Below are 24,269 nucleotides of genomic sequence, written 5' to 3' on the forward strand. Positions count from 1 at the left end.
TCGGCAGGGGTAAACTCACAAGCACTTCTCCAGATCAGGGCCGTGATGCGCCGCAGGCCGCACGGGGCTTCCAATCCTCGATGGCTGCTATCTTTTTGGTAGCTTTCGTCACCCGTTCCTGCTGGGTCTTGGGTGTTTTCCATATAAAAACCGCTCAAGCTGCGCGGTTTCCCCGCCTTCTCTGGCGGCGTGATACTTTCCAGTAAACGGAAGTTGCTGCAAGCCTTTGCGGTTCTTGTGGCCTGCGCCACGGCGCTTAAGGAAACACCTTCATTGCTTGTGCTAAGTGCTTAATCTAGAACATTTTTTTATTCAAAATACATTTCGGAAACGACTCCCTAAGTGCTTGATTTCATTGAAAAAAATTGTTGCGAATCCCTTGCTTCCAGAAGGTTTCCTGATAAAGTGGGAAAAAGTGCAGTTTAGTGGTGAAAAGTGTTGTTTAAGGGTTTTTAACGGTGTTTCAAGGCGCGTCATCTCTAGCTCTCGATGCCAAAGGTCGGCTGTCCGTGCCGACCCGGTATCGCGACGTGCTGAGCGCGACGGCTTCGGGCCAGCTCACCATGACCAAACACCCGCACGGCTGTCTCATGATTTTCCCACGCAACGAATGGGAAAAATTCCGCGAGCGTATCGCGTCGCTGCCCATGGATGCGCAGTGGTGGAAACGGATTTTTTTGGGTAACGCCATGGATGTGGACATGGATGCGACCGGTCGCATCCTGGTCTCGCCGGAGTTGCGCGCAGGCGCCGGCATCAGCAAAGACACGGTGCTGCTGGGCATGGGCAGCCACTTCGAGCTCTGGGATGCTGCGACCTACGCCGCCCAGGAGGCGGAGCAGATGAAGGCCCAAATGCCCGATGTCTTCAGAGATTTTTCTTTTTGAAAGAAGACGGTGCAAGCTACATGGACACATCGCACCGTCTTGTTGAACGAAGCCATAGCGGCGCTTCAAGTCAACCCGGACGGCCACTACATCGATGCGACTTTCGGCCGCGGCGGACACTCGCGCCTGCTGCTGTCAAAGCTCTCCGCGCTCGGGCGCCTGACAGCCTTCGACAAGGACCTGGATGCCATTGCGGAGGCGAAAACCATTGTCGATCCGCGTTTTTCCATCCGTCACGAAGGCTTCATGCACCTGGGCCAGCTGCCTGCGGCGAGTGCGGCGGGGGTGCTGATGGACCTGGGCGTGAGCTCGCCCCAGATCGACAACCCGGTGCGGGGCTTTTCTTTTCGGCAGGAAGGGCCCCTGGACATGCGCATGGACACCACGCGTGGTCAAAGCGTCGCGGAGTGGCTGGCCGATGCATCCATAGAAAGCATGGCGGAGGTGATTCGTGACTATGGCGAAGAACGGTTTGCTGGGCAGATCGCAAAGGCGATTGATCGTCGCCGACAGGAACGGGGGCCTCTTGGAACCACCGCTGAACTGGCCGAAGTCGTGGCTGGCGCGGTCAAAACCCGCGAGCCGGGCAAGGACCCTGCAACGCGCACATTTCAGGCTCTTCGGATTTTCATCAATGCCGAGCTTGAAGAGCTGCAACAGGCGCTAGAAGCGTCACTGAAAGTGCTCCAACCGGGAGGCCGTCTGGTGGTGATCAGTTTTCATTCGCTCGAGGACCGCATCGTCAAGCAGTTTATCGCCACGCATTCGCGCGAGGTGTTCGACCGGCGCGCCCCGTTTGCGGCACCCAAAGCCATGAAGCTCAATGCGCTGGGTCGCACCAAGCCCAGTGAAGAGGAAGTGGCCAGCAATCCGCGTTCGCGCAGCGCCGTGATGCGGGTGGCCGAGCGTACCGGGGTGCTTGAGTGATGACCCGGCGCTCATTGGCAAGCAGTGTGCGGGGCAGGCCATGGCCCGTCTGAACCTCGTGCTCCTGCTGGCCGTGCTGGTCAGTGCGCTGTACCTGGTGCACACGCAGTACGAGTCACGCCGGCTCTATGTCGAGCTGGAAAAGGCTGCCGCCCAGAGCCGGAAAATTGAAACGGACAGCGAGCGCCTGCAGGTGGAAAAGCGTGCCCAGGCCACGCCCCTGAAGGTGGAAAAACTCGCCAGGGATCGCCTGCTGATGCGCACGACAACGCCTGCCATCACGCAGTACGTGAGCTACAAGGATGCCGTGACGGCAGAGGCAGGGGCGCATGAGTAAGAGCGTGCGCTACACCTCCAGTCCTTTGCTGGCGAGCAAGACGCCGGTCTGGCGCAGCAAGTTCATTGTGGCCGGCATTGCGCTGGCCTTCGCCGGGCTGGCCGGCAGGGCGGCCTACATCCAGATTTTTGGCAATGACTTTTTCCAGCGCCAGGGCGAGGTTCGCTTTGCACGGACCCTGGAGCTGCCTGCCAACCGGGGCCGCATTCTGGACCGCAATGGCCTGATTCTGGCCTCCAGCGTGCCGGCGCCCAGTATCTGGGCCATTCCGGAAGACGTGGATGCGAGCAAGGCCCAGCTGGCAGAACTGGCCGGGCTGCTGGAAATGCCGCTGGCTGAACTGAATAAAAAACTCGCCGATGAGGACAAGACCTTTGTCTGGGTCAAGCGCCAGGTGGACGAGCCGGTGGCCCAGAAAATCCAGGCCCTGGGCATCAAGGGCATTTATCAGCGCAAGGAGTACAAGCGCAAATACCCCGAGGGCGAAACCCTTGCGCATGTGGTCGGGTTTACCAATGTGGAAGACCGCGGGCAGGAAGGCGTTGAGCTGACCTTCAACAAGGAACTCGCCGGCAAGGCGGGTTCCCGGCGCGTGATCAAGGACCGCCTGGGCCGTGTGGTCGAGGGTGTGGGCGAGCAGGTGCCGCCGGCCGAAGGCAAGGACATCCAGCTGAGCGTCGACAGCAAGGTGCAGTTTTTCGCTTACCAGAAGCTGCGCGACGCTGTGGTCGCGCACAAGGCCAAGGCCGGCAGTGTGGTCGTGCTCGACGCGATCACCGGCGAGGTGCTGGCGCTCGCCAACTACCCAAGCTATGTGCCCGACAAGCGCCAGAACCTCACGGGCGAACAGCTGCGCAACCGCGCCCTGACCGACACTTTCGAGCCCGGCTCGACGATGAAGCCGATCACGGTGGCGATGGCGCTCGAGGCGGGCAGAGTGACGCCGCAGACCATCATAGAAACCGGGCCCGGCCGCTTCAGCATCGGCGGCTTCACCATCAGTGACACCCACAACTACGGCACGCTGACCGTCGAAGGCGTGATCCAGAAGTCCAGCAACGTCGGTGCTCTGAAGATTGCGCAAAGGATGAGTCCCCACGAGATGTGGGATACCTATGTCGCCCTCGGCTACGGCCAGAAGCCGCAGATCCAGTTTCCCGGTGCAGTGACGGGCAGGCTCCGGCCCTGGAAAACCTGGCGTCCCGTCGAGCAGGCGACCATGTCCTATGGCTACGGGCTCTCCGCTTCGCTGTTCCAGATGGCGCACTCCTACACCGCTTTCGCGCACGACGGGCAAATCATTCCGGTCACCATGCTCAAGAGCCGCGAACCCGCCGTCGGCGTCAAGGTGTTTTCTGCCGAGAACGCGTACGCGGTGCGCCGGATGCTCCAGATGGCAGCCGCCCCGGGCGGCACCGGCCAACTGGCGCAGACGGTGGGCTATTCGGTCGGCGGCAAGTCGGGCACAGCGCACAAGCAGGTCGGCAAGGGCTATGCCAGCAATAAATACCGTGCCTGGTTTACCGGCATGGCGCCCATAGAGTCGCCGCGCATCATCGTCGCGGTGATGATCGATGAGCCGAGCGACGGCAAGTATTTTGGCGGTGTCGTGGCCGCGCCGGTTTTCAGCGAGGTGGTGCAGCAGACGCTGCGCATGATGGGGGTGCAGCCCGACGTGAATGTCAAGCCGCAGATCGTGACGCAGGCCGTCGAGGAGTCGTTTTGACTACGCAACTCCACAGCCCTGAGCAGGCCGCATGCTGGTTGCGCGAACGCGTGACCGCCAGCCTCTGCACGGACAGCCGCCAGGTCGGTAGCGGCGATGGATTCATTGCCTGGCCCGGCGCGGCAACTGATGGCCGAAAGTATGTGGGCGACGCACTCGCTGCGGGTGCACAGGCTTGCCTGGTCGAGCAGGAGGGCGCTGCGGCATACGCTTTCAAGGATGAACGCGTTGCGACTTATGCGGGACTCAAGGCGGCGACCGGGCCGATAGCCGCGGCTTATTTTGAGGCGCCCAGCCAGCAGTTGCAGGTCGTGGCGGTCACTGGCACCAATGGCAAGACCTCGACCACATGGTGGCTGGCGCAGGCGCTGGGCCGCCTGGGCCGCAAATGCGGTGTGGTCGGAACCCTGGGTATAGGTGAGCCTGGGGCCCTGGTTTCCACTGGCCTCACCACCCCTGATCCGGTGCTGCTGCAGCGGCAGTTGCGGCGTTTTGTGGATGAAGGCTTTGCGGCCTGCGCGCTGGAGGCCTCATCGATCGGCATCGTGGAGCGGCGCCTGGATGCGACGGCCATACAGGTCGCGATCTTCACCAACTTCACGCAGGACCATCTCGATTACCACGCCTCCATGCCGGCCTATTGGGAGGCCAAGGCGTTGCTGTTCGACTGGCCCGGGCTGAAGGCGGCCGTCATCAATGTTGACGATCCCCAAGGGGTTGAGTTGAACGCCTCTCTGGCCGATTCAACGACGGGGCGGGACCTGGATATCTGGACATTTTCATGCGACGGGCCCGCACGGCTGCAAGCGCTCGATATTCATCACGGGACCCAGGCTTTGCGCTTTGACGTCGTTGAAGGCGCCGAACGCCACAGGATTTCAACCCGCCTGGTGGGGCAGTACAACGTGTCCAACCTGCTGGGCGTGATGGCGGCCCTGCGTGCGATGGGCCTGCCGCTGGCCGATGCGGTGGGCGCCTGCGCTGATTTGCTGCCGGTGCCTGGCCGCACGGAGACCCTGGCCATGGAGGGCCTGCCGCTGGCCGTCATTGATTACGCGCATACGCCGGACGCGCTGGAGAAGGTGCTCAGGGCGCTCAGGCCGGTCGCGGCAAGCCGCGGCGGCCAGCTCTGGTGTGTCTTTGGCTGTGGGGGCGACCGTGACAGCAGCAAGCGCCCGCTGATGGCGGCGGTGGCGGAAAAGGAAGCCGATCAGGTGGTGGTGACCAGTGACAATCCGCGCAGTGAAAATCCGCTGGCCATTATTTGCCAGATATTGCTGGGCTTGAGCCATAGCGATGTCGTGCATGTGCAGGCAGACCGGGGCGCCGCGATTGCCTATGCGCTGAGCCTGGCGCAGCCTCAGGATGTGGTGCTGCTGGCCGGCAAGGGCCATGAGGAGTTTCAGGAGACTGATGGCGTCAAGCGGCCTTTCTCCGACCGGGCGCATGCCCAGGCCGCCCTGAACGCCGTGCTGGCTGGACGCCGGGCGGGGGGAGACGTCGCATGATGAGCTTGCAGCAAGCCTTGGGCTGGTTGCCGGCGGCGCGTCTGGTCGGCGATGGCCGTGTAGCGCCGCTGCGCGTGCACACCGATACGCGCAGCTTGCAGGCGGGGGACCTGTTCGTGGCACTCAAGGGCGAGCGTTTTGATGCCCATGAGTTTCTGGCGCAAGCCAAAGCGCAGGGTGCTGTTGCGGCGATTGCCCACCAGGGCCTGGCCGAGGCGGGGATGCCCGGCCTTGAAGTGGCCGACACCAAGCGGGCGCTGGGCCAGCTGGCTGCCGGCTGGCGTTCGCAATTCAGCCTGCCCCTGATTGCGGTGACGGGCAGCAACGGGAAAACCACGGTCACGCAGATGATCGCGTCGATTCTTCGCGCCTGGAAGCCGGCCGGGGCTTTTGCGACGGAAGGCAATCTCAACAATGACATCGGCGTGCCGCTGACATTGCTGCGTCTTCGTGCTTCGCACCAGGTGGGCGTGGTGGAGCTGGGCATGAACCACCCGGGAGAAATCGCCTGTCTGGCCGAAATGGCCCGGCCCACCGTGGCGCTGGTCAACAATGCCCAGCGCGAGCACCTGGAATTCATGGCCACGGTGGACGCGGTGGCGCAGGAAAATGGCTCGGTGCTGTCCTCTTTGGGCGCGGGTGGCACCGCGGTTTTCCCCGCCGACGATGACTACAGCGCCGTCTGGCGCGACTTGGCGGGCGCATGCAAGGTGTTGACCTTTGCACTGTCTGGCGCCGCCGACGTCACGGGCCAGGCGCGCTGGAGCGGCGAGCGCTGGTGGGTGACGGCGCACACACCAGCAGGGCCGCTGGATTTTTCCCTGCAGGTCGCCGGCCGGCACAACATCAAGAACGCCCTGGCGGCCACCGCCTGTGCACTGGCGGCGGGCGTGCCCTTGCCCTTCATTGCGGCGGGGCTGTCCGCGTTTGCGCCAGTCAAGGGGCGTTCGCGCGCCATTCCTGTCCCCGTGCAGGGACGCGTGCTCACCCTGATTGACGACAGCTACAACGCCAATCCGGACTCCATGCGTGCCGCCATCGACGTTTTGGCCGAGTTGCCCGGGCCGCGCTTGCTGGTCATGGGCGACATGGGGGAGGTCGGCGATCAGGGGCCGCAGTTCCACCGCGAAGCCGGTCAGTACGCACTGGGCCGGGGTATCGAAAAGCTCTACACGCTGGGCGTGCAGTCTGAACAGGCGGCTATCGCCTTTGGGCAGGGGCGCCACTTCGATGACATGGCGGGGCTGGTCACCGCCGTGGTGGCCGAGCTGACTGGTTCCGGCAGCGTGCTGGTGAAGGGCTCACGGTTCATGAAGATGGAGCGGGTGGTGCAGGCCATAGCGGCAGCCACCGCCGATCACACACAACAATCCAAGGAAGAGCCTCATGCTGCTTAGTCTGGCCCAGTGGCTCCAGTCAATTTCCCCTGAATTTGGTTATTTCAGGGTGGTTCAGTACCTGACGTTTCGCGCGGTCATGGCCGCACTCACGGCCTTGCTGATAGGCCTGCTGGCCGGCCCCTTCGTGATTCGCCGGCTGATAGCGCTCAAGATTGGCCAGCCGATTCGCGAATACGCCATGCAGACGCATCTGAGCAAAAGCGGCACGCCCACCATGGGCGGCGTGCTTATCTTGTTGTCGATTGGCATTTCGACCCTGCTGTGGTTCGACCTGTCGAATCGCTTTGTCTGGATTGTGCTGATCGTCACCCTGGGTTTTGGCGCCATCGGCTGGGCGGATGACTGGCGCAAGGTCGTGCTCAAGGACCCGGAAGGCATGCGCTCGCGCGAGAAATACCTCTGGCAATCATTGATAGGGCTGATCGCTGCGCTGTACCTGGTGTTCAGCATCTCGGAGAGTTCCAACCTGCGGGTGCTCGAACTGTTCTTCAGCTGGGTGCAGTCGGGCTTTGATGTGAACCTGCCGCCCAAGGCCGGCCTGCTGGTGCCTTTCGCCAAGGAAGTGAGCTACCCGCTGGGCGTCTTCGGGTTTGTGATCCTGACTTACCTGGTGATTGTGGGCTCCAGCAACGCCGTCAACCTGACCGACGGCCTGGATGGACTGGCCATCATGCCGGTGGTCATGGTGGGCTCTGCGCTGGGCGTGTTCGCCTATGTGACCGGCAGCTCCGTGTATTCCAAATACCTTCTCTTTCCGCACATTCCCGGCTCGGGCGAGCTGCTGATCTTTTGCTCGGCCATGGCCGGTGCCGGGCTGGCCTTTCTGTGGTTCAACACGCATCCGGCCCAGGTTTTCATGGGCGACGTTGGTGCCTTGGCACTGGGCGCCGCGCTGGGCACCATTGCCGTGATCGTGCGCCAGGAAATTGTGCTGGCCATCATGGGCGGCATCTTTGTCGTCGAAGCCCTTTCCGTGATGCTGCAGGTGACCTGGTTCAAGTACACCAAAAAGCGCTACGGCGAGGGGCGGCGCCTGCTCAAGATGGCGCCGCTGCACCACCACTTCGAGAAAAGTGGCTGGAAGGAAACGCAGGTGGTCGTTCGTTTCTGGATCATCACCATGCTGTTGTGTCTCGTTGGTCTTTCAACCTTGAAGCTCAGGTAAGGCATGAGGCATTTACAAGACCAAACCGTGTTGATCCTGGGCCTGGGTGCGTCCGGCCTGGCCATGGCGCGCTGGTGCGCCCGCCATGGGGCATTGGTGACGGTCGCCGATACGCGCGAAGCGCCTTCATTGCTCGCAACGCTGAGGCAAGAACTTCCTGGTGTGAAGTTTGTGAGCGGCGCCTTTACGCCGGATCTGGTGCAGGGCACGGCCGTGCGTGCGGTCTATCGGTCACCGGGATTGACGCCCGCGACCATTGCACCCGTGGTGGATGCGGCGCGTGCCATGGGTCTGCCTGTGGGTGGGGAGCTTGACCTTTTCTCGCGGGCCCTGGTTGACCTCCGCGAGCTGCCGGCAACAGAGGCAGGGGAAGGAAATTCCGGGCCTCTTGCATCCCCTGAGGCTGTGATCGAAGGGCCGCTGCCCGACGTGTCTGGCGTGGTCGATGCAGTCGATGTGCCGGATGCGGCCGGTTCGCTGAAGGGCGACGCCGCTTTGATGGCCGACGCTTGCGGCGACATGGACGAGGGGCCCACGCCAGAGGCGGCGGAAAGCGCGCCCGCACTGGAAGAGGCCGGCGAAGACGCAGCGTTACCCGCTCTGCTTGCCCCTGTGCCGGCTGAACAGCCTACCGGCTACAGGCCGGTGGTATTGGCCGTCACGGGAACGAACGGCAAAACCACGGTGACGTCCCTGGTCGGCCAGCTGGTGCAGCGGGCCGGAAAAACCGTTGCCGTTGCGGGCAATATCGGCCCGACGCTGCTCGACACGCTGTCTGCGCACCTTGACGCGCAAACCCTGCCGCAGGTTTGGGTGCTGGAGCTGTCCAGCTTCCAGCTCGCGGATGTGCAGGACTTTGAGCCGACGGCTGCCGTGGTGCTGAACATTACCCAGGACCACCTGGACTGGCATGGCGACATGGATGCCTACGTCGCGGCGAAGGCCCGGATATTCGGCGGCAGCACCTTCATGCTGTTGAACCGTGACGATGCCCGGGTGATGGCCATGCTTCCGCCGCCTGTCAAGGTTCGCCTGCGGCCTGCGCAGGTTCGCCCCCACGCGACGTTTGGCGCCGGGGAGCCGCAGCGCCCCGGGGACTACGGCATTGAAACCGTCAACGGCATGGCCTGGCTGGTGCGCGCGGCAGAGGCCGATGAGACGATCAAGCGCCGCAAGGACGAGGAAGTGGCGCTGCACATCCAGCGCCTGATGCCGATTGATGCATTGCGGATTCGCGGTCGACACAACGCCACCAATGCCCTGGCGGCGCTGGGCCTTGCCGTTGCCGCGGGTTGCAATCTTGCCCCCATGCTGCACGGCCTGCGTGAATACCGCGGTGAGCCGCACCGTGTGGAGTCCGTGGCGGTCGTCAACGATGTCGAGTACTTCGACGATAGCAAGGGCACCAATGTCGGGGCTACGGCCGCGGCGCTCACAGGTCTGGGGGCCGAGCGCAAGCTGGTGGTCATCCTGGGCGGCGAAGGCAAGGGCCAGGATTTTTCGCCGCTGGCCGAGCCCGTGGCGCGCCATGCCCGGGCGGTGGTGCTGATAGGGCGCGACGCGCCTCTCATCCGATCCGCCCTGCAGGACAGCCATGTGCCGCTGCTGGATGCCATCTCCATGCCGGAAGCGGTGGCCATTGCCGCCCGGCAGGCCGAGGGCGGCGATGCGGTGCTGATGTCGCCGGCCTGCGCCAGTTTTGACATGTTTGACAACTATGAGCACCGCGCACGGGTTTTTTGTGAGGCGGTGCAGGTGCTGGCCGGTGACCAGGGGGCCGTGCTGTGACGCTGTCCACACGTCTTTTTGGCTGGTTCTCCGGCGTGGGGAAGGCCGCCTCGGAGGTGTTGCCGGTCCGCCTGGGCGGGCAGACCTTGTCGCGCACTCTGGCCACGCCGCCTGCGCGCATGGCCGGCTTTGACCAGGCGCTGGTCTGGGTCACCGTGGCTTTGCTCATGTGGGGCCTGATCATGGTGTATTCGGCATCGGTTGCGATGCCTGACAACCCCAGATTCTCACGCTACGCACATACCCATTTCCTGCTGCGCCATGTCCTCTCGCTGTTCGTGGCTTTCGTCGTGGCGGCGCTGGCGTTTCAGGTGCCCATGGCCACCTGGGAAAAAGTGGCGCCATGGCTGTTTGTCGTGTCGTTGCTGCTGCTGATATTGGTGCTCCTGCCTTTCATTGGCAAGGGTGTCAATGGCGCGCGCCGATGGATTTCGCTGGGCTTCATGAACTTTCAGCCCTCGGAGCTCGCGAAGTTCGCAGTGCTGCTGTATGCGGCGGATTACATGGTGCGGAAAATGGAAGTGAAAGAGCGCTTCTTTCGCGCCGTGATGCCCATGGCCATTGCGATCGCCGTCGTCGGCGTGTTGCTGCTGGCCGAACCCGACATGGGGGCCTTCATGGTGATCTCGGTGATCGCCATGGGCATTCTCTTTCTGGGTGGCGTCAATGCCCGCATGTTCTTTCTGATTGCGGCCGTGGTGGTGGTGGCCTTTGGACTCATGGTGATGCTCAGCGAGTGGCGCCGCGAGCGGATTTTTGCCTATCTGGACCCCTGGAGCGACAAATACTCCATGGGCAAGGGCTACCAGCTTTCCCACTCGCTGATTGCCTTCGGGCGTGGCGAGATCTTTGGCGTCGGCCTGGGCGGCAGCATTGAAAAACTGCATTGGCTGCCCGAGGCGCACACCGACTTCCTGATGGCCGTGATTGGCGAGGAATTCGGCCTGATGGGCGTGCTGGCCGTCATCGGCCTGTTCATGTGGATGACCCGCCGCATCATGCACATAGGCCGTCAGTCGATTGCGCTGGACCGCCTGTTTGCCGGCCTGGTGGCCCAGGGTGTCGGGATCTGGATGGGCTTCCAGACCTTTATCAATATCGGCGTGAACCTGGGCGCCCTGCCGACCAAGGGTTTGACCTTGCCCCTGATGAGCTACGGCGGCTCGGCGATTTTGATGAACCTGATTGCCCTGGCGGTGGTTCTGAGAATTGACTATGAAAATCGGGTTCTCATGCGCGGGGGCCGCGTATGAGAACCGATTTCATCAAAACCGGGTTGAGTGCGAAACACTGCAACGCCTTTGCGTTGTTAATGCGCGGGGGCCGCGTATGAGCCGCCAGCGTTGCGCCCTCGTGATGGCCGGTGGTACCGGCGGGCATATCTTCCCGGGCTTGGCCGTCGCCGAGGCCCTGCGCGAGCGCGGCTGGCGTGTGCACTGGCTGGGCGGCAAGGGCGGCGCCGCTCACCCGAGCATGGAAAGTCAGCTGGTGCCGCCGCGTGGCTTTGCCTTCGAATCGATTGATTTTTCCGGGGTGCGCGGCAAAGGTCCGGCCACTGTGGTGTTGCTGCCGCTGCGGCTGCTCAAGGCTTTTTGGCAAAGCATCCAGGTGGTCAGGCGCGTGAAGCCCGATGTGGTGGTGGGCCTGGGCGGCTATATCAGCTTTCCGGCCGGCATGATGAGTGTGCTGCTGGGCAAGCCGCTGGTGCTGCACGAGCAAAACTCCGTGGCGGGCATGGTCAACAAGGTGCTGGCCGGCGTGGCCGATCGGGTCTTTACCGCCTTTCCCGGCGTGTTCAGGAAGGCCGAGTGGGTGGGCAACCCCTTGCGTCCCGCTTTCACCCGCCAGCCGGCTCCCGCCGAGCGTTTTGCCGGCCGCAGCGGACCGCTGAAGTTGCTGGTGGTCGGGGGCAGCCTGGGCGCCAGGGCGCTCAATGAAGTTGTGCCCAAAGCCCTGGCCTTGATCCCGGTCGATGAGCGTCCGCAGGTCAGGCATCAAAGCGGCGCGCGGCAGATCGATGCGCTGCGGGCCCACTATGAGGCGGCCGGCGTGCAGGCGGAACTCACGCCTTTCATTGAAGACACGGCCCAGGCGTTTGCCGACGCCGACCTGATCATCTGCCGTTCGGGCGCCAGCACGGTGACCGAGATTGCGGCCGTGGGCGCTGCGGCGCTGTTCGTACCCTTTCCCGCGGCGGTGGATGACCACCAGACCCTCAATGCCCAGTTTCTGGTGGCGCAAGGCGGCGGCTGGCTGCTTCAGCAGCGCGACCTGAACGCAGAGAAACTGGCGTTGATGCTACAAAAAACAGAGCGTACTGCGCTTGTCCAGTGCGCGCTAAAGGCTAAAAACATGCAAAAAATTGAAGCCACCGCCCGGGTGGTGGCCGCTTGCGAGGAGCTTGTCCCATGAAGCACGCCATCAGGCACATCCACTTTATCGGGCTGGGCGGTTCGGGCATGTCAGGCATTGCCGAAGTCCTGCACAACTTGGGCTACACCATTTCGGGGTCCGACCTCTCGGACAGCCCGACGCTGCAACGCCTGGCCGGCCTGGGTATCCAGACCTTTGTGGGGCATGCCGCCACCAATCTGGCCACGGTCGATGCGGTGGTCACCTCAACCGCCGTACAGGCCGACAACCCCGAAGTGCTCGCGGCGCGTGAAAGACACATACCCGTGGTGCCGCGAGCCCTGATGCTGGCCGAGCTGATGCGCCTGAAGCAGGGCATTGCGATTGCCGGCACGCATGGAAAAACCACGACCACCAGCCTGGTGGCCAGTGTGCTGGCCGAAGCGGGCCTGGACCCGACCTTTGTGATCGGTGGCCGGCTCAACAGCGCCGGCGCCAACGCCAAGCTGGGTTCGGGCGACTACATCGTTGTCGAGGCCGACGAATCGGACGCTTCCTTCCTGAACCTGTTGCCGGTGATGGCGGTGGTCACCAATATCGATGCCGACCACATGGAGACCTATGGTCATGACTTTGGCAAGCTCAAGCAGGCCTTTGTCAATTTCCTGAACCGCATGCCTTTTTATGGCACGGCCATCCTGTGCACCGACGATGCGGCCATACGGGACATCGTGCCCGAGGTTTCCCGCCCCATCACGAGTTATGGCTTTGGCGAAGAAGCGCAAGTGCGCGCTATCCATGTGCGGCCCGTGGGCGCGCAAATGCACTTCACCGTGCAGCGGCGCAACGGTGTCACCTTGCCGGACCTGGAGGTGGTGCTCAACCTGGCGGGCGAGCACAACGTGCTCAATGCCTTGTCAGCCATTGCTGTCGCGGCCGAACTCAACGTGCCCGATGCTGCCGTGCAGAAGGCCCTGGCCGAATTCCGGGGCGTGGGCCGGCGCTTCCAGAATTATGGCGATCTGCCTGCGAAAGACGGTGGGCTGTTCACGGTGATCGAGGACTATGGCCACCATCCCGTCGAGATGGCGGCCACGCTGGCGGCGGCGCGCGGTGCTTTCCCTGGCCGCCGGCTGGTGCTGGCCTTCCAGCCGCACCGCTATACACGTACGCGCGACTGCTTTGAGGACTTCGTCAAGGTCATCAGCACCCATGCCGATGCGGTGTTGCTGGCCGAGGTCTATGCCGCTGGCGAGGCGCCTATTGTGGCGGCCGACGGCCGCTCGCTCGCGCGCGCCTTGCGCGTGGCGGGCAAGGTGGAACCGGTCTTTGTGGACGGGATTGAGGCCATGCCCCAGGCGATTCTTGACAACGCATTGAGCGGCGATGTCGTGATGTGCATGGGCGCAGGGTCCATAGGCCTGGTGCCCGCAAAAGTCGTTGACATGCTGAACACAACTGGGCGCACGGCGCCTGCAGGACATTGATGATGGACCAGAGTCTCCCCAATTTTGGCAAGGTCGCTGTTCTCATGGGCGGCTTGTCGTCCGAGCGCGAAGTCTCGCTGATGTCGGGTCGTGGCGTGCTGGAGGCGCTGCGCTCGCGCGGCGTCGATGCCCACGCGTTTGACCCCGCCCAGCGCGATCTCGGCGAACTGAAAGCCGAAGGGTTTGCGCGCTGCTTTATCGCGCTGCATGGCCGTTTCGGCGAAGACGGTACGGTGCAGGGCGCGCTGGAGCTCCTGGGAATTCCCTACACGGGCTCAGGCGTCATGGCCTCCAGCATGGCCATTGACAAGGTCATGACCAAACGCGTGCTGCTCTCCGAGGGTTTACCCACGCCAAACTATGTGTTGCTGCGCCGTGAGGCTTACAGCGATGCCGACATCGCAGCCATTCCCGATACGCTGGGCCTGCCGCTGATCGTCAAGCCCGCGCGCGAGGGGTCTTCCCTTGGCTTGACCAAGGTGACGGCGCGCGCCGGCATGGCCGAGGCCATCGCCTTGGCCGCCGGGCTGGACGCCGACATTCTGTGCGAGCAGTTCATCAGTGGCGACGAAGTGACTTGCCCGGTGCTGGGCACCGGTGCCGAAGCAAAGGCCCTGCCGGTCATTCGCATCGTCGCGCCCGATGGCAACTACGACTACCAGAACAAATACTTCACCGACACCACGCAGTACCTGGTGCCCTGCGGTTTGCCCGAAGGGGAAGAGGCGGCGATCCAGCAACTGGTTCTGCAGGCCTTTCGCACGCTCAACTGCCGCGGCTGGGCGCGTGCCGATGTGATGATAGACAGGCTCACGCGCAAGCCCTACCTGCTTGAAATCAATACCTCGCCGGGCATGACCGGGCATTCCCTGGTGCCGATGTCCGCAAGGGCCGCCGGCATCTCTTATGAAGACCTCTGCCTCGGGGTGTTGAGGTCCGCCTCGCTCGACCACCAGAAACCAAGGGGAGCCGCCACTTGAGTCGTTCCCTGCCACTGCCAACACCCTTGCCGCTGGACGTCAAGCTCATGAACACCTTGTCGGTGATTCTGGGCCTGGTGTTTGCCGCCATGGTGCTGGCGCTGGCCGTGACCTGGCTGATGCGTCAGTCGCTGTTCAATCTGAATGCCATCCGCGTGCAGGGGGATCTGGCGCACAACAATGCCGTCACCCTGCGCGCCAATGTGGCGCCGAAACTGGCCGGCAATTTCTTCACCGTGGATCTGGATCGCACACGCATGGCCTTCGAGGCGGTGCCCTGGGTGCGCCGGGCCATGGTGCAGCGCGAGTTTCCCAATCGCTTGAAGGTGGTGCTGCAGGAGCACAAGGCCGTCGCCTACTGGGGTCCCGAGAGCGATGCCCGGCTGGTCAACGCCTTTGGCGAGGTGTTTGAAGTCAACCAGGGTGATGTGGACACGGAAGACTTGCCGCTGCTCAATGGGCCGCCGGGGCAGGCGCCGCTGGTGCTGCAGGCTTACCAGCGGCTCGCCCCTATGTTTGAAGGGATCGATGCCGTGCTGGAGCAATTGCAGCTGACCGGCCATGGCAACTGGCACGCCCAGCTGGACAGTGGCGCGGTGATTGAACTGGGGCACGGTTCGCCCGAAGAGATTCAGGCACGGGTGCGCCGCTTCACCGCGACGCTGACGCAGGTCTCCTCCAAGTATGGGCGGGATCTGGAGTCCGCCGATCTGCGTTATGGCAATGGGTATGCCATCAAGCTTAGAGGGGTCACCACAGTCAGCCCTGCTGACACGGATGACGGAAAAAAGAAAAGGTAAAAGTATGGCCAAAGAATACAAAGATCTCGTCGTCGGGCTGGACATCGGTACCAGCAAGGTGATGGCCGTGGTGGCCGAGATCATGCCGGGGGGGGAACTCAAGCTGGCGGGCCTGGGCATTGCGTCGAGCAACGGCCTCAAGCGCGGCGTGGTGGTGAATATTGACGCCACCGTGCAGAGCATCCAGCAGGCGCTCAAGGAGGCCGAGCTGATGGCCGACTGCAAGATCGCCCGCGTCTACACCGGCATCACCGGCAGCCACATCCGCGGCATCAACTCCAGCGGCATGGTGGCGGTGAAGGACAAGGAGGTCACGCAGGCCGATGTGGCCCGTGTGATCGAAACCGCCAAGGCCATCAACATCTCCACCGACCAGCGCCTGCTGCTGGTCGAGCCCCAGGAGTTCGTGATCGACGGCCAGGATGTGCGCGAGCCGATCGGCATGAGCGGTATCCGCCTGGAGGCCAAGGTGCATATCGTGACCGGCGCGCAAAGTGCGGCGGAGAACATCATCAAGTGCGTTCGGCGCTGCGGCCTGGAAGTGGATCAGCTGATGCTGAACCCCTTGGCTTCCAGCCTGTCGGTGCTGACGCAGGACGAGCAGGAGCTTGGCGTGGCGCTGGTGGACATCGGCGCCGGCACCACCGATGTGGCCATCTTCACCGGCGGCGCGATCCGGCACACCGCGGTGATTCCGATTGCCGGCGACCTGATCACCAGCGACATCGCCATGGCGCTGCGCACCCCCACCAAGGACGCCGAGGACATCAAGGTGGAAAGCGGTTATGCCAAGCAGCTGCTGGCCGATCCCGACACGCAGGTGGAAGTGCCCGGCCTGGGTGACCGCGGTCCCCGCATGTTGAGCAAGCAGGCCTTGGCAGGCGTCATTGAGCCGCGTGTTGAGGAAATTTTCTCGCTGGTCCAGCAGGTGATCCGTGAGTCGGGCTACGAAGAGGTGCTGTCCTCAGGCATCGTGATCACCGGCGGCAGCGCGGTGATGCCGGGCATGGTCGAGCTCGGCGAGGACATTTTTCTGAAGCCCGTGCGACGCGGCATACCGCGCTATTCCAGCGCCTTGTCCGACATGGTGGCCCAGGCCAGGGCCGCCACGGTGATGGGGCTGCTTGAAGAGGCCAGGCTGGCCCGCATGCGCGGCTACAAGGTGGCGCAAAAAGCCGGTAGCGTGCACAACGCATTGGGTCGTGTGAAAGATTGGTTTGTGGGGAATTTTTGATGAATAAATATTCCTTCTTCATGGTTTTCAGCTTCATCGGCCGGCCTTCGCGGCGTACCCATTCCGGAGGCGCAGACCCGCCTGCGTGACAGGTCTCATGTCAAGCATAAAAACTTTCTAATAATTTTTGGCAACTGCAGTTTATTGATAGGAGGCTCCCAATGAGCATCGAAATGATTGAAATCGAGGAATTCAACCAAGGCACACAAATCAAGGTCATCGGTGTCGGCGGCGGCGGCGGTAACGCCGTCGGGCACATGATTGACTGCGGCGTGCAGGGCGTCGAGTTCATCTGCGCCAACACCGACGCGCAGGCCCTCGCCCGTGGCAGTGCGCACAAGATCATCCAGCTGGGCAGCAGCGGATTGGGAGCCGGCAGCAAGCCGGACAAGGGTCGCGATGCGGCCGAGCTGGCGATTGACGACATTCGCAGCGCCATCGACGGCGCGCACATGCTGTTCATCACGGCCGGCATGGGCGGCGGCACAGGTACCGGCGCCGCACCCGTGATCGCTCGCGTGGCCAAGGAGATGGGCATTCTGACGGTCGGCGTGGTGACCAAGCCTTTCGACTTCGAAGGCGGACGCCGCATGACCAACGCCGATCTCGGCCTGGCCGAGCTGGAGGCGAATGTGGATTCGCTGATCGTCGTGCTCAACGAAAAGCTGCTGGAAGTGCTGGGCGATGACGTGACGCAGGACGAAGCCTTTGCCCACGCCAACGATGTGCTGAAAAACGCCGTCGGCGGGATTGCCGAAATCATCAATGTGCCGGGTCATGTCAACGTCGACTTTGAAGACGTGCGCACCGTGATGGGCGAGCCTGGCAAGGCCATGATGGGCACGGCCAAGGCCAGCGGCCCTGACCGCGCGCGCCTCGCCGCCGAACAGGCCGTGGCCTGCCCGCTGCTGGAGGGCATCGATTTGTCGGGTGCCAAGGGCGTGCTGGTGCTGATCACCGCGGCCAAGGGCTCGCTCAAATTGAGCGAATCCAAGCTGGCGATGAACACCATCCGCGCTTACGCCTCGCCCGATGCGCATGTCATCTATGGCACGGCTTATGACGACGAGCTGGGTGAGGACATCCGCGTGACGGTGGTGGCCACCGGCCTGAGCCGCCAGGGGGTGCGCCGCCATGCACCGCCGCTGCAGGTGCTGCGCACCGGAACCGACAACGTGCCCTTCAACGTGCCCACCCTCAATGCCATGACGGGCACTGCAGGCGTGGCGCAGGTGAGCATGGGATCGGCGCAGCCCGACTACGGCAACATGTCGGTGCCCAGCGTGTGGCGCACCAACCGTACCCAGGCTGCGGCCAAGGTGGATGCGCTGGCATCGGGGGGCATGGACGATTTCGAGATTCCGGCCTTCCTTCGCAAGCAAGCGGATTAATAGGGCCCCCACGCTTGTGGCTACGCCGCTCTTCGAGAACGCTTCGCGTACTGCGCTGCCCCCCGAGGGGGCTGCCCCGCCTTGGGGCGGCCCAGCGGTGGGGAGGGTGTAAAGCTGCTGCGCGGCCCGGTCTTGAGCCTGTGGTGCGCGCCGTACTGTCGTAGGCTGTGCTCCTCGGCTCAACTTCGGCCCGCTCGCTACGCTTTCCATCCCACTAATCACCGCGCAATGAGGCAGGGCCGTCATGCGGCTATGTCGTCGATAGTTTTTCGCTGCATTGCAATAGAACCGGGCGGCTCAATATGCGGGATATGAGGGCCTTTGCCCCTTAATCCTTACTTGGCGCGTTGATGCGTGCACAAATTAAAATAAAGCCATGCTTGCCCAAAGAACCCTCAAATCCCTGACCAAGGCTGTCGGCGTGGGTCTGCACAGCGGCCAGCGGGTGGAGTTGACCCTGCGGCCGGCAGCGCCTGATACGGGGATCGTGTTCAGGCGCGTCGATTTGCCGCAACCGGTGGACATCGTCATCTCGGCGCAGGCCGTGACCGACACCCGGCTGGCCTCCACCATCTCCAGCGGCAGTGCCAAGGTGCACACCGTGGAGCACCTGATGTCGGCCTGTGCCGGCCTGGGCATAGACAACCTCTACATCGACATCACCGCCGAAGAGGTGCCCATCCTTGACGGTTCCGCCTCTTCCTTTGTCTTTTTGCTGCAGTCGGCCGGCATTGAACTGCAGGCAGCCCCCAAGCGCTTTGTCCGCGTGATCAAGCCGGTGGAAGTGCGTGAGGGCGAGGGGGCCTCCGCCAAGTGGGCGCGCCTGAGTCCCTACGAGGGCTACAAGCTGAGTTTTGAAATTGACTTTGACCACCCGGCCGTGGATTCCACCGGCCAGCGCGTGGAATTCGACATGGGGTCGGGCACCTACAGCCGCGACATTGCCCGGGCCCGTACCTTTGGCTTTACCAAAGACGTGGAAATGATGCGCGCCAACGGCCTGGCACTCGGGGGCGGGCTGGACAATGCCATCGTCATGGACGACTACAAGGTCCTCAACAGCGATGGCCTGCGCTACAACGATGAGTTCGTGAAGCACAAGATACTCGACGCCATGGGCGATCTGTACCTGCTGGGCAAACCATTGCTGGCGGCGTACAGCGCCTTCCGCTCCGGCCACGCCATGAACAACAAGCTGCTGCGCGAACTGCTCTTGCACCCGGAGGCTTACGAAACCGTTACCTTCGATGACGAAAACCGCGCGCCCCAGGGTTTTGCCACCCTGGCGCGCGCCTGGTAGCGGGCCCCAGGGTTTTAGTTTCAAGCCATGCTGCTTTTCCGCTGGCTCATCCTGCTGTTGCTGCTGGTGGCCGCGGTGTCGTTCATGTTTTATGCCGGGACCGGGCAATTCCGGTTCAGGCGATTCGGCCTGCTCATCCTCAAGTGGACGCTGGTCGCCGCCTTCGGTTTTTTTGCGGTGTTGATTCTGGAACGCATAGCCTGAGCGGCGATACCCTTGCGGGCCTCGGGCTGGCCCGCATCACCGGCTTCGCCCATCCTTGTATTTCCCATCCATGCTGGCGCCCAAGCCACTGGCTTGTGCCAGACGCGCCATCGCGCCACCCGCATGGGCATGGGTGATCGCCAGCCCCAAGGCATCGGCGGCATCGGGGCCGGGCAGGCCGGGCAGGCCCAAGAGGCGCTGCACCATGGATTGAATCTGGGTTTTGTCGGCACGGCCATAGCCAGTCACGGCCTGCTTCATCTGCAGCGCGGTGTACTCGGCTACCGCCAAATCACTGGAAACAAGTGCCGTGATGCAGGCGCCGCGTGCCTGGCCCAGCAGCAGGGTGGACTGCGGGTTGACGTTGACGAACACAATTTCCACCGAGGCCGCATCCGGCTGGTAACGCTCCATGACTTCGCGCACGCCGTCAAACAGCACCTTGAGCCGTGCGGGCAACTGGCCCTTGCCGAGGTGGACGGTGCTGATGGTGCCGCTCGCCACATAACGCAGTGTTGGGCCTTCGGCGTCAATCACGCCAAAACCGGTGGTGCGCAAGCCAGGGTCTATGCCTAAAATCCGCATGTGCTATACATTTTGTAGCTAATTGTGCCCGATGGAGTTGGGCTAGAGGCCAAAATACCATCTGACCGAGTGGAAGAATACCGGCGCGGCAAAGCACAGCGCATCGACACGGTCCAGCAGGCCGCTGGCGCCGGTGATGGACCGTCCTTCAGCCCCCCAGTTGGTGATGCCGCGATCGCGCTTGAGGGCCTTCATGACCAGATGCCCGAGCGAGCCCGACACGCAGGCGATAAACGCCATCGCCACCGCCTGCGCCGGCTTGAAGGGCGTGAGGCCTGCCATCAGGCCGCCGACCAGGCTGGCCACGATGACGGCGATCAACCAGCTGCTCCAGTTAAAGCTCTTGCTGATGTGGGGCGCGCTGGGCTGGCGTTGCAGCTTGCGGCTGACCAGGTGCTGCACGATCATGCCGCCCTGCACCACAAACACCAGAAAAAAGACCAGAAAGGCATTTTTGCCCTCGTTGCCCACGTACTGGGGAAATTTCAGCAGCAGCAGGGCCGGCACGTGGCTCATGCCATAGACGCAGACCATGATGCCCCACTGCAGCTTGGCGTTGCGCTCCAGGAAGCGGTGCGGATCATCCGCCAGTGCGCTGACCACCGGAATCGCCAGGAACACATAGACCGGAATGAACACGGTCACCAGGTCGAAATGCCGCGTGATCACCAGCGCAAACTGCAGCGGCAGCACCACAAAAAAGGCCAGCACCAGGCTGCGGTGATCGCCCTGGCGCGTGGGCGAGAGGGTGATGAATTCGCGCAAGGCAAAAAAGGCGACCAGGCCAAACAGCACCGTCGCCACGGTCTCACCCAGCGTCCAGCCTATCCAGAACACCGTGCACATCAGCCAGGAGGTCCTCAGCAGCCCGTTGAGCTCCTTCAGGTTTTGCGAATGCAGATCGTCCTCATGCCGGTCGCGCAGCGACATCACCAGCGCTGCCGTGCTGAGAATGGCCAGCAGGCCAAACACCAGCACGAACAGCAGGCCGACCTGCTGGGGCGCAGAGAGGTTGCGCAAAAAGGTGTTCATCAGGACGCTCTCAAGTCCAGCACCGCCTGCCGCGCGCGCGCCAGAAAGTGACCCCGGTCTTCATCGGCGCCCAGGGCGATGGGCGCGCCGAAGGTGACCGAGCACAGAATGGGCACGGGCACGACTTCCCCCTTGGGCATGACGCGCTGCACGTTGTTGATCCAGGCCGGCACCAGCACGACATGGGGGAATTTCTGCGCCAGGTTGTAAAGGCCGGACTTGAATTTCTGCGGCTCTTCCTGGCAGCCCCGCGTGCCCTCGGGAAACAGGATGATGGAGTCGCCATTGCTGAGCGCCTCCATCAGCGGCTCCAGCGGGTCCTGCTCGCCGGTTTTGGCCCGGTCCACATAGATGGCGTTGAAAACCGCCGTGGTGATCCATTGCTTGAACGCCGTTTGGGTCCAGTAGTCCTTGGCCGCGATGGGCCGCGTGATGCTGCGCAGCTCTTCGGGCAGCGCCGCCCACATCAGCACCAGGTCGGCATGGCTTTGGTGGTTGGCGAAATAAATCCGCTGCTCGGCCTTGGGCGGGCAACCCTGCCAGCGCGCCTGGGCACCGGTCAGCAGACGGACCAGGCCCAGCAGAAAGAGGCGCATCAGTTTGGCGCGCATCGTTTCAGGGCGGTTCCACGCCGCCCATGCGGGCCGTGATGGTGCTGGCGCGCGAGGCCAGGTAGCCCGAGCCGGGCCGGGTTTCAAAATACTTGGGCCGCGGCAGCATCACCGCCAGGCGCGCGGCTTCGTAGGCGCTGAGCCCGGCGGCGGGCTTGCGGTAGTAATGCCGGGCGGCGGCCTCGGCACCAAAAATGCCTTCGCCCCATTCCACGTTGTTGAGGTAAATCTCCAGAATGCGCTGCTTGTTCAGCAAGGCCTCCAGCAGCAGCGTGAGCAGCAGCTCCTGGCCCTTGCGCAGCAGGGTGCGCTCACCCGACAGCAAAAGGTTTTTGGCCAGTTGCTGCGTGATGGTGGAGCCGCCCACAATTTTGGGCGGCCTGGCAAGGGCCGCATTTTTGGCGGACCTGCCGGTCTTGTCGGCTTTGGCCGGGGCCGAGCGGGCGCTCAGCTGCGCCGCGCGCTGTTCGGCCCTGGCGTTTTTCTCCCAGGCTTTTTCCAGCGCCTCCATGTCCACGCCTTCGTGCTCTATGAAGCTGGCGTCTTCGGAGGCGATGACGGCGCGTTTCAGGTGGCTGGAGATCTCCGCATAGGGCACCCACTGCTGGCGCCACTTCAGTGCGCCGGTGTTTCTGGCGATGAGGTAGGCCTCCGAGCGCTGGAAGGCGGTGGACTCGGGGCTGAGCACCGCCATCAGGGCGATGCGCCCCACAAAATAAAGCTGCAAGGCCAGCCCGGCCAGCACTGCCAGCCCGAGCAGCCTGAGCAGCGCCTTCATGGCCGCAGGACCTTCATGCCAGCTGCGCCCGCATTTCCTGCAGCACCTGTTGCGACGGTGGGCGCACCTGGCGCCACAGCGCAAACGATTCGGCGGCCTGCTCCACCAGCATGCCCAGTCCATCGCGAGGGGTGGCGCCGCCTTCGCTGGCCCAGGCCATGAAACCCGCCGCCGCGGGGCCGTACATCATGTCGTAGGCCAGCGCACCGGGTTTGAGAACGCGGCTGTCCACCGGCACGCCGGCACCCGCCAGGCTGCTCGCGCTGGCGTTGATGATGATGTCGAAATTGCCCTCCAGCCCTTGCAGGTCAAGCGCAATCAGCTCTGTTTTTTGTAGCAAATCCTGCAGCGAAGGGTGCGCCTGGTGGCGCGCCGCCAGGGCCTCGGCCCTGGCCTTGGTGCGATTGACCAGCACCAGGCGGCGCGGCAGGGCTGCCAGCAGCGGTGCCAGGACACCCGCGGCGGCGCCGCCGGCACCGATCAGCAGCACATCCCGCCCGGCGAGTGAAACACCGGCGTTGTTCTGGATGTCATTGACCAGGCCCACGCCATCGGTGTTGTCGGCATGCAGGCTGTGGCCGCCAGGGCCGGGCTGGATGAGTAGGGTGTTGACGGCCTGCGCCAGCTGGGCCCGGTCGGTCCGCGACGTGGAGGCCTGAAAGGCCTCGAGCTTGAAGGGCACGGTGACGTTGCAGCCGCGCACGCCATCCTGCGCCAGCTGCGCCAGCGTGGCCGCAAAACCATCCAGCGGGACCAGCAGGCGCTCATAGCGCAGGGCCTGGCCCGTCAGTTCGGCAAAGCGCGCGTGAATCAGCGGTGATTTGCTGTGGGCTACCGGGTTGCCCAGTACGAAGTACTTGTCCATGAGTTCAGTATGTATCCATGATTGAACGCCTTGTCCATGGGGGCGGCCGGCGTTCAGCGGCTCGTGAGCCGGGTTTCAAGGGTGTCGTCCCGCGTGAACTTGAAGCGCGACACCACCACGATCTGGTCGGCCTTGCGGCGCATGCTCTCGCTGAACCTGCCGAAGGGGCCGGTGCCGCGAACAATGGTCTGCGCCCGCCGGTCCAGCGTCAGGTTGCCCGAGGTCTGGACCACTTCGGTGTCCAGCACGCGGCCATCAAAATTCACCGTGACGACCATGGTGAGCTCGCCATACAGCTTCTTGCCGGCCTGCTCGGGGAAGTTGACGGTGCCCCGGTCTTCGACCTTGCGGCGCAGCGCGTCGTAATACACCGCATACACCTCTTCGCGCGTGGCCGGGCTGATATAGCGTTTTTTGGGGCGCGCATTTTCTTCATTGATGCGCTTTTCAATTTCGGCCAGGATCTTGACGAGCTGCTTGCGCTTTTCCTCGCGCTCGGCCCGTGCCGGGTTGTTGGCCGGCAGCGTCATGTCCGGCGGCGGCATGGTGGCCAGCTGCTTCTTGAGTTGCGCCAGCAACTGGGTTTGCTGCTCCTGCAGCGACTCGACCTGGCGCTGCGCGTCTTCCGTCGCGTCGCCCAGCTCCATCAGGGCCGAGGGCGGCAGCGGCGAGGTGGCGCGCCCTTTTTCGAGTTGGCCGCCGCCGGCGAGCGAGGCCTGCGCAATGGCTTTGGCAAAGTCCGGTTTCTCGCTGGACCTGGCATTGACCAGAATCACTTCCAGCGGCGTGTCCTGAAACACGCGGTTGAAGCGCTCCGGGTCGACAAAGCGCACGGTCAGCAGCAGCGCATGGAAGGCCAGCGAGGCGCCCAGGGCAATTTGCAGAGTGCTAGGTGTCTTCACAGGCGGAAAT

At 63.3% G+C, this 24,269-nt stretch carries 23 protein-coding genes; 17 read left to right on the top strand and 6 right to left on the bottom strand.

Annotated elements, in window-relative coordinates; all coding sequences use genetic code 11:
- The first annotated feature begins 458 nt into the window (after nt 1-458).
- The 17 genes from mraZ (at nt 459) to PJE01S_RS25465 (ending at nt 19,486) form a co-directional block, all read left to right on the top strand.
- Nucleotides 459-887: a division/cell wall cluster transcriptional repressor MraZ gene (mraZ, locus tag PJE01S_RS01520; protein ID WP_068831362.1), complete on the top strand. Its 429-nt coding sequence runs from the start codon at nt 459-461 to the stop codon at nt 885-887.
- 9 nt (nt 888-896) lie between these two features.
- Nucleotides 897-1,814, top strand: coding sequence for a 16S rRNA (cytosine(1402)-N(4))-methyltransferase RsmH (gene rsmH / locus PJE01S_RS01525; RefSeq protein ID WP_068831363.1), 918 nt, complete (start codon nt 897-899; stop codon nt 1,812-1,814).
- A 40-nt stretch (nt 1,815-1,854) separates the two neighbouring features.
- The gene (ftsL, locus tag PJE01S_RS01530; protein ID WP_068831556.1) at nt 1,855-2,151 is read left to right on the top strand and encodes a cell division protein FtsL; all 297 of its coding nucleotides are present in this window, start codon (nt 1,855-1,857) and stop codon (nt 2,149-2,151) included.
- The gene (locus PJE01S_RS01535; RefSeq protein WP_068831364.1) at nt 2,144-3,877 is read left to right on the top strand and encodes a peptidoglycan D,D-transpeptidase FtsI family protein; all 1,734 of its coding nucleotides are present in this window, start codon (nt 2,144-2,146) and stop codon (nt 3,875-3,877) included. Before ftsL ends, PJE01S_RS01535 begins: the two co-directional genes overlap by 8 nt.
- The gene (locus PJE01S_RS01540) at nt 3,874-5,385 is read left to right on the top strand and encodes a UDP-N-acetylmuramoyl-L-alanyl-D-glutamate--2,6-diaminopimelate ligase (RefSeq protein WP_068831365.1); all 1,512 of its coding nucleotides are present in this window, start codon (nt 3,874-3,876) and stop codon (nt 5,383-5,385) included. Before PJE01S_RS01535 ends, PJE01S_RS01540 begins: the two co-directional genes overlap by 4 nt.
- Nucleotides 5,382-6,782 (top strand): UDP-N-acetylmuramoyl-tripeptide--D-alanyl-D-alanine ligase, encoded by a 1,401-nt coding sequence (locus tag PJE01S_RS01545; protein WP_068831366.1) that lies wholly within the window; start codon nt 5,382-5,384, stop codon nt 6,780-6,782. Before PJE01S_RS01540 ends, PJE01S_RS01545 begins: the two co-directional genes overlap by 4 nt.
- The gene (gene mraY, locus PJE01S_RS01550; protein WP_068831367.1) at nt 6,772-7,950 is read left to right on the top strand and encodes a phospho-N-acetylmuramoyl-pentapeptide-transferase; all 1,179 of its coding nucleotides are present in this window, start codon (nt 6,772-6,774) and stop codon (nt 7,948-7,950) included. The genes PJE01S_RS01545 and mraY overlap by 11 nt, the downstream gene beginning before the upstream one ends.
- Nucleotides 7,951-7,953: 3 nt before the next feature.
- The gene (murD, locus tag PJE01S_RS01555; protein WP_068831368.1) at nt 7,954-9,738 is read left to right on the top strand and encodes a UDP-N-acetylmuramoyl-L-alanine--D-glutamate ligase; all 1,785 of its coding nucleotides are present in this window, start codon (nt 7,954-7,956) and stop codon (nt 9,736-9,738) included.
- Nucleotides 9,735-10,991, top strand: coding sequence for a putative lipid II flippase FtsW (gene ftsW, locus PJE01S_RS01560; RefSeq protein ID WP_157090187.1), 1,257 nt, complete (start codon nt 9,735-9,737; stop codon nt 10,989-10,991). The genes murD and ftsW overlap by 4 nt, the downstream gene beginning before the upstream one ends.
- Nucleotides 10,992-11,067: 76 nt before the next feature.
- Complete coding sequence (gene murG / locus PJE01S_RS01565; protein ID WP_068831369.1) at nt 11,068-12,150, top strand: undecaprenyldiphospho-muramoylpentapeptide beta-N-acetylglucosaminyltransferase; 1,083 nt, start codon at nt 11,068-11,070, stop codon at nt 12,148-12,150.
- Nucleotides 12,147-13,577: a UDP-N-acetylmuramate--L-alanine ligase gene (murC, locus tag PJE01S_RS01570; RefSeq protein ID WP_068831370.1), complete on the top strand. Its 1,431-nt coding sequence runs from the start codon at nt 12,147-12,149 to the stop codon at nt 13,575-13,577. Before murG ends, murC begins: the two co-directional genes overlap by 4 nt.
- 2 nt (nt 13,578-13,579) lie before the next feature.
- Nucleotides 13,580-14,557, top strand: coding sequence for a D-alanine--D-alanine ligase (locus tag PJE01S_RS01575; protein WP_068831371.1), 978 nt, complete (start codon nt 13,580-13,582; stop codon nt 14,555-14,557).
- Nucleotides 14,554-15,357, top strand: coding sequence for a cell division protein FtsQ/DivIB (locus PJE01S_RS01580; protein WP_245660526.1), 804 nt, complete (start codon nt 14,554-14,556; stop codon nt 15,355-15,357). Before PJE01S_RS01575 ends, PJE01S_RS01580 begins: the two co-directional genes overlap by 4 nt.
- 4 nt (nt 15,358-15,361) lie before the next feature.
- A complete protein-coding gene (gene ftsA / locus PJE01S_RS01585; RefSeq protein WP_068831372.1) occupies nt 15,362-16,591 on the top strand; it encodes a cell division protein FtsA in 1,230 nt (409 codons plus the stop codon).
- Nucleotides 16,592-16,752: 161 nt separating this feature from the next.
- On the top strand, nt 16,753-17,982 hold the full coding sequence (ftsZ, locus tag PJE01S_RS01590; protein WP_068831373.1) for a cell division protein FtsZ: 1,230 nt from the start codon (nt 16,753-16,755) through the stop codon (nt 17,980-17,982).
- A 376-nt stretch (nt 17,983-18,358) separates the two neighbouring features.
- On the top strand, nt 18,359-19,282 hold the full coding sequence (gene lpxC / locus PJE01S_RS01595; protein WP_068831374.1) for a UDP-3-O-acyl-N-acetylglucosamine deacetylase: 924 nt from the start codon (nt 18,359-18,361) through the stop codon (nt 19,280-19,282).
- A gap of 27 nt (nt 19,283-19,309) precedes the next feature.
- Nucleotides 19,310-19,486: a hypothetical protein gene (locus PJE01S_RS25465; protein ID WP_169804351.1), complete on the top strand. Its 177-nt coding sequence runs from the start codon at nt 19,310-19,312 to the stop codon at nt 19,484-19,486.
- 36 nt (nt 19,487-19,522) lie between these two features.
- On the opposite strand, the gene ruvC is transcribed toward PJE01S_RS25465, so the two are convergent.
- Genes ruvC through PJE01S_RS01625 form a run of 6 tightly spaced genes read right to left on the bottom strand, consistent with a single transcriptional unit; the run spans nt 19,523 to nt 24,259 of the window.
- Complete coding sequence (ruvC, locus tag PJE01S_RS01600; RefSeq protein WP_068831375.1) at nt 19,523-20,071, bottom strand: crossover junction endodeoxyribonuclease RuvC; 549 nt, start codon at nt 20,069-20,071, stop codon at nt 19,523-19,525.
- A gap of 42 nt (nt 20,072-20,113) precedes the next feature.
- Nucleotides 20,114-21,103 carry a phosphatidate cytidylyltransferase gene (locus PJE01S_RS01605; RefSeq protein WP_068831376.1) on the bottom strand — a complete coding sequence of 330 codons (990 nt, stop codon included), beginning with the start codon at nt 21,101-21,103 and terminating at the stop codon, nt 20,114-20,116.
- Nucleotides 21,103-21,714: a lysophospholipid acyltransferase family protein gene (locus tag PJE01S_RS01610; RefSeq protein ID WP_068831377.1), complete on the bottom strand. Its 612-nt coding sequence runs from the start codon at nt 21,712-21,714 to the stop codon at nt 21,103-21,105. Before PJE01S_RS01610 ends, PJE01S_RS01605 begins: the two co-directional genes overlap by 1 nt.
- 4 nt (nt 21,715-21,718) lie before the next feature.
- Entirely contained in the window at nt 21,719-22,492 is a 774-nt protein-coding gene (locus PJE01S_RS01615; protein WP_068831378.1) for a transglycosylase domain-containing protein, read from the bottom strand.
- A gap of 13 nt (nt 22,493-22,505) precedes the next feature.
- A complete protein-coding gene (aroE, locus tag PJE01S_RS01620; protein ID WP_068831379.1) occupies nt 22,506-23,357 on the bottom strand; it encodes a shikimate dehydrogenase in 852 nt (283 codons plus the stop codon).
- A gap of 53 nt (nt 23,358-23,410) precedes the next feature.
- Entirely contained in the window at nt 23,411-24,259 is an 849-nt protein-coding gene (locus PJE01S_RS01625) for an energy transducer TonB (protein WP_068831380.1), read from the bottom strand.
- Between the last annotated feature and the right edge of the window lie 10 nt (nt 24,260-24,269).

Origin of the sequence: Polaromonas jejuensis NBRC 106434 (genome assembly GCF_001598235.1) — a bacterium.
GTDB classification, from domain to species: domain Bacteria; phylum Pseudomonadota; class Gammaproteobacteria; order Burkholderiales; family Burkholderiaceae_C; genus Polaromonas; species Polaromonas jejuensis.

What these genes read in the sequence shown, in the direction of transcription:
- ftsL (WP_068831556.1), top strand. Translation starts at nt 1,855, where the DNA reads ATGGCCCGTCTGAACCTCGTGCTCCTGCTGGCCGTGCTGGTCAGTGCG.
- PJE01S_RS01535 (WP_068831364.1), top strand. Translation starts at nt 2,144, where the DNA reads ATGAGTAAGAGCGTGCGCTACACCTCCAGTCCTTTGCTGGCGAGCAAG.
- PJE01S_RS01545 (WP_068831366.1), top strand. Translation starts at nt 5,382, where the DNA reads ATGATGAGCTTGCAGCAAGCCTTGGGCTGGTTGCCGGCGGCGCGTCTG.
- mraY (WP_068831367.1), top strand. Translation starts at nt 6,772, where the DNA reads ATGCTGCTTAGTCTGGCCCAGTGGCTCCAGTCAATTTCCCCTGAATTT.
- murD (WP_068831368.1), top strand. Translation starts at nt 7,954, where the DNA reads ATGAGGCATTTACAAGACCAAACCGTGTTGATCCTGGGCCTGGGTGCG.
- murG (WP_068831369.1), top strand. Translation starts at nt 11,068, where the DNA reads ATGAGCCGCCAGCGTTGCGCCCTCGTGATGGCCGGTGGTACCGGCGGG.
- murC (WP_068831370.1), top strand. Translation starts at nt 12,147, where the DNA reads ATGAAGCACGCCATCAGGCACATCCACTTTATCGGGCTGGGCGGTTCG.
- PJE01S_RS01575 (WP_068831371.1), top strand. Translation starts at nt 13,580, where the DNA reads ATGGACCAGAGTCTCCCCAATTTTGGCAAGGTCGCTGTTCTCATGGGC.
- ftsA (WP_068831372.1), top strand. Translation starts at nt 15,362, where the DNA reads ATGGCCAAAGAATACAAAGATCTCGTCGTCGGGCTGGACATCGGTACC.
- ftsZ (WP_068831373.1), top strand. Translation starts at nt 16,753, where the DNA reads ATGAGCATCGAAATGATTGAAATCGAGGAATTCAACCAAGGCACACAA.
- lpxC (WP_068831374.1), top strand. Translation starts at nt 18,359, where the DNA reads ATGCTTGCCCAAAGAACCCTCAAATCCCTGACCAAGGCTGTCGGCGTG.
- PJE01S_RS25465 (WP_169804351.1), top strand. Translation starts at nt 19,310, where the DNA reads ATGCTGCTTTTCCGCTGGCTCATCCTGCTGTTGCTGCTGGTGGCCGCG.
- ruvC (WP_068831375.1), bottom strand. Translation starts at nt 20,071, where the DNA reads ATGCGGATTTTAGGCATAGACCCTGGCTTGCGCACCACCGGTTTTGGC.
- PJE01S_RS01605 (WP_068831376.1), bottom strand. Translation starts at nt 21,103, where the DNA reads ATGAACACCTTTTTGCGCAACCTCTCTGCGCCCCAGCAGGTCGGCCTG.
- PJE01S_RS01610 (WP_068831377.1), bottom strand. Translation starts at nt 21,714, where the DNA reads ATGCGCGCCAAACTGATGCGCCTCTTTCTGCTGGGCCTGGTCCGTCTG.
- PJE01S_RS01615 (WP_068831378.1), bottom strand. Translation starts at nt 22,492, where the DNA reads ATGAAGGCGCTGCTCAGGCTGCTCGGGCTGGCAGTGCTGGCCGGGCTG.
- aroE (WP_068831379.1), bottom strand. Translation starts at nt 23,357, where the DNA reads ATGGACAAGTACTTCGTACTGGGCAACCCGGTAGCCCACAGCAAATCA.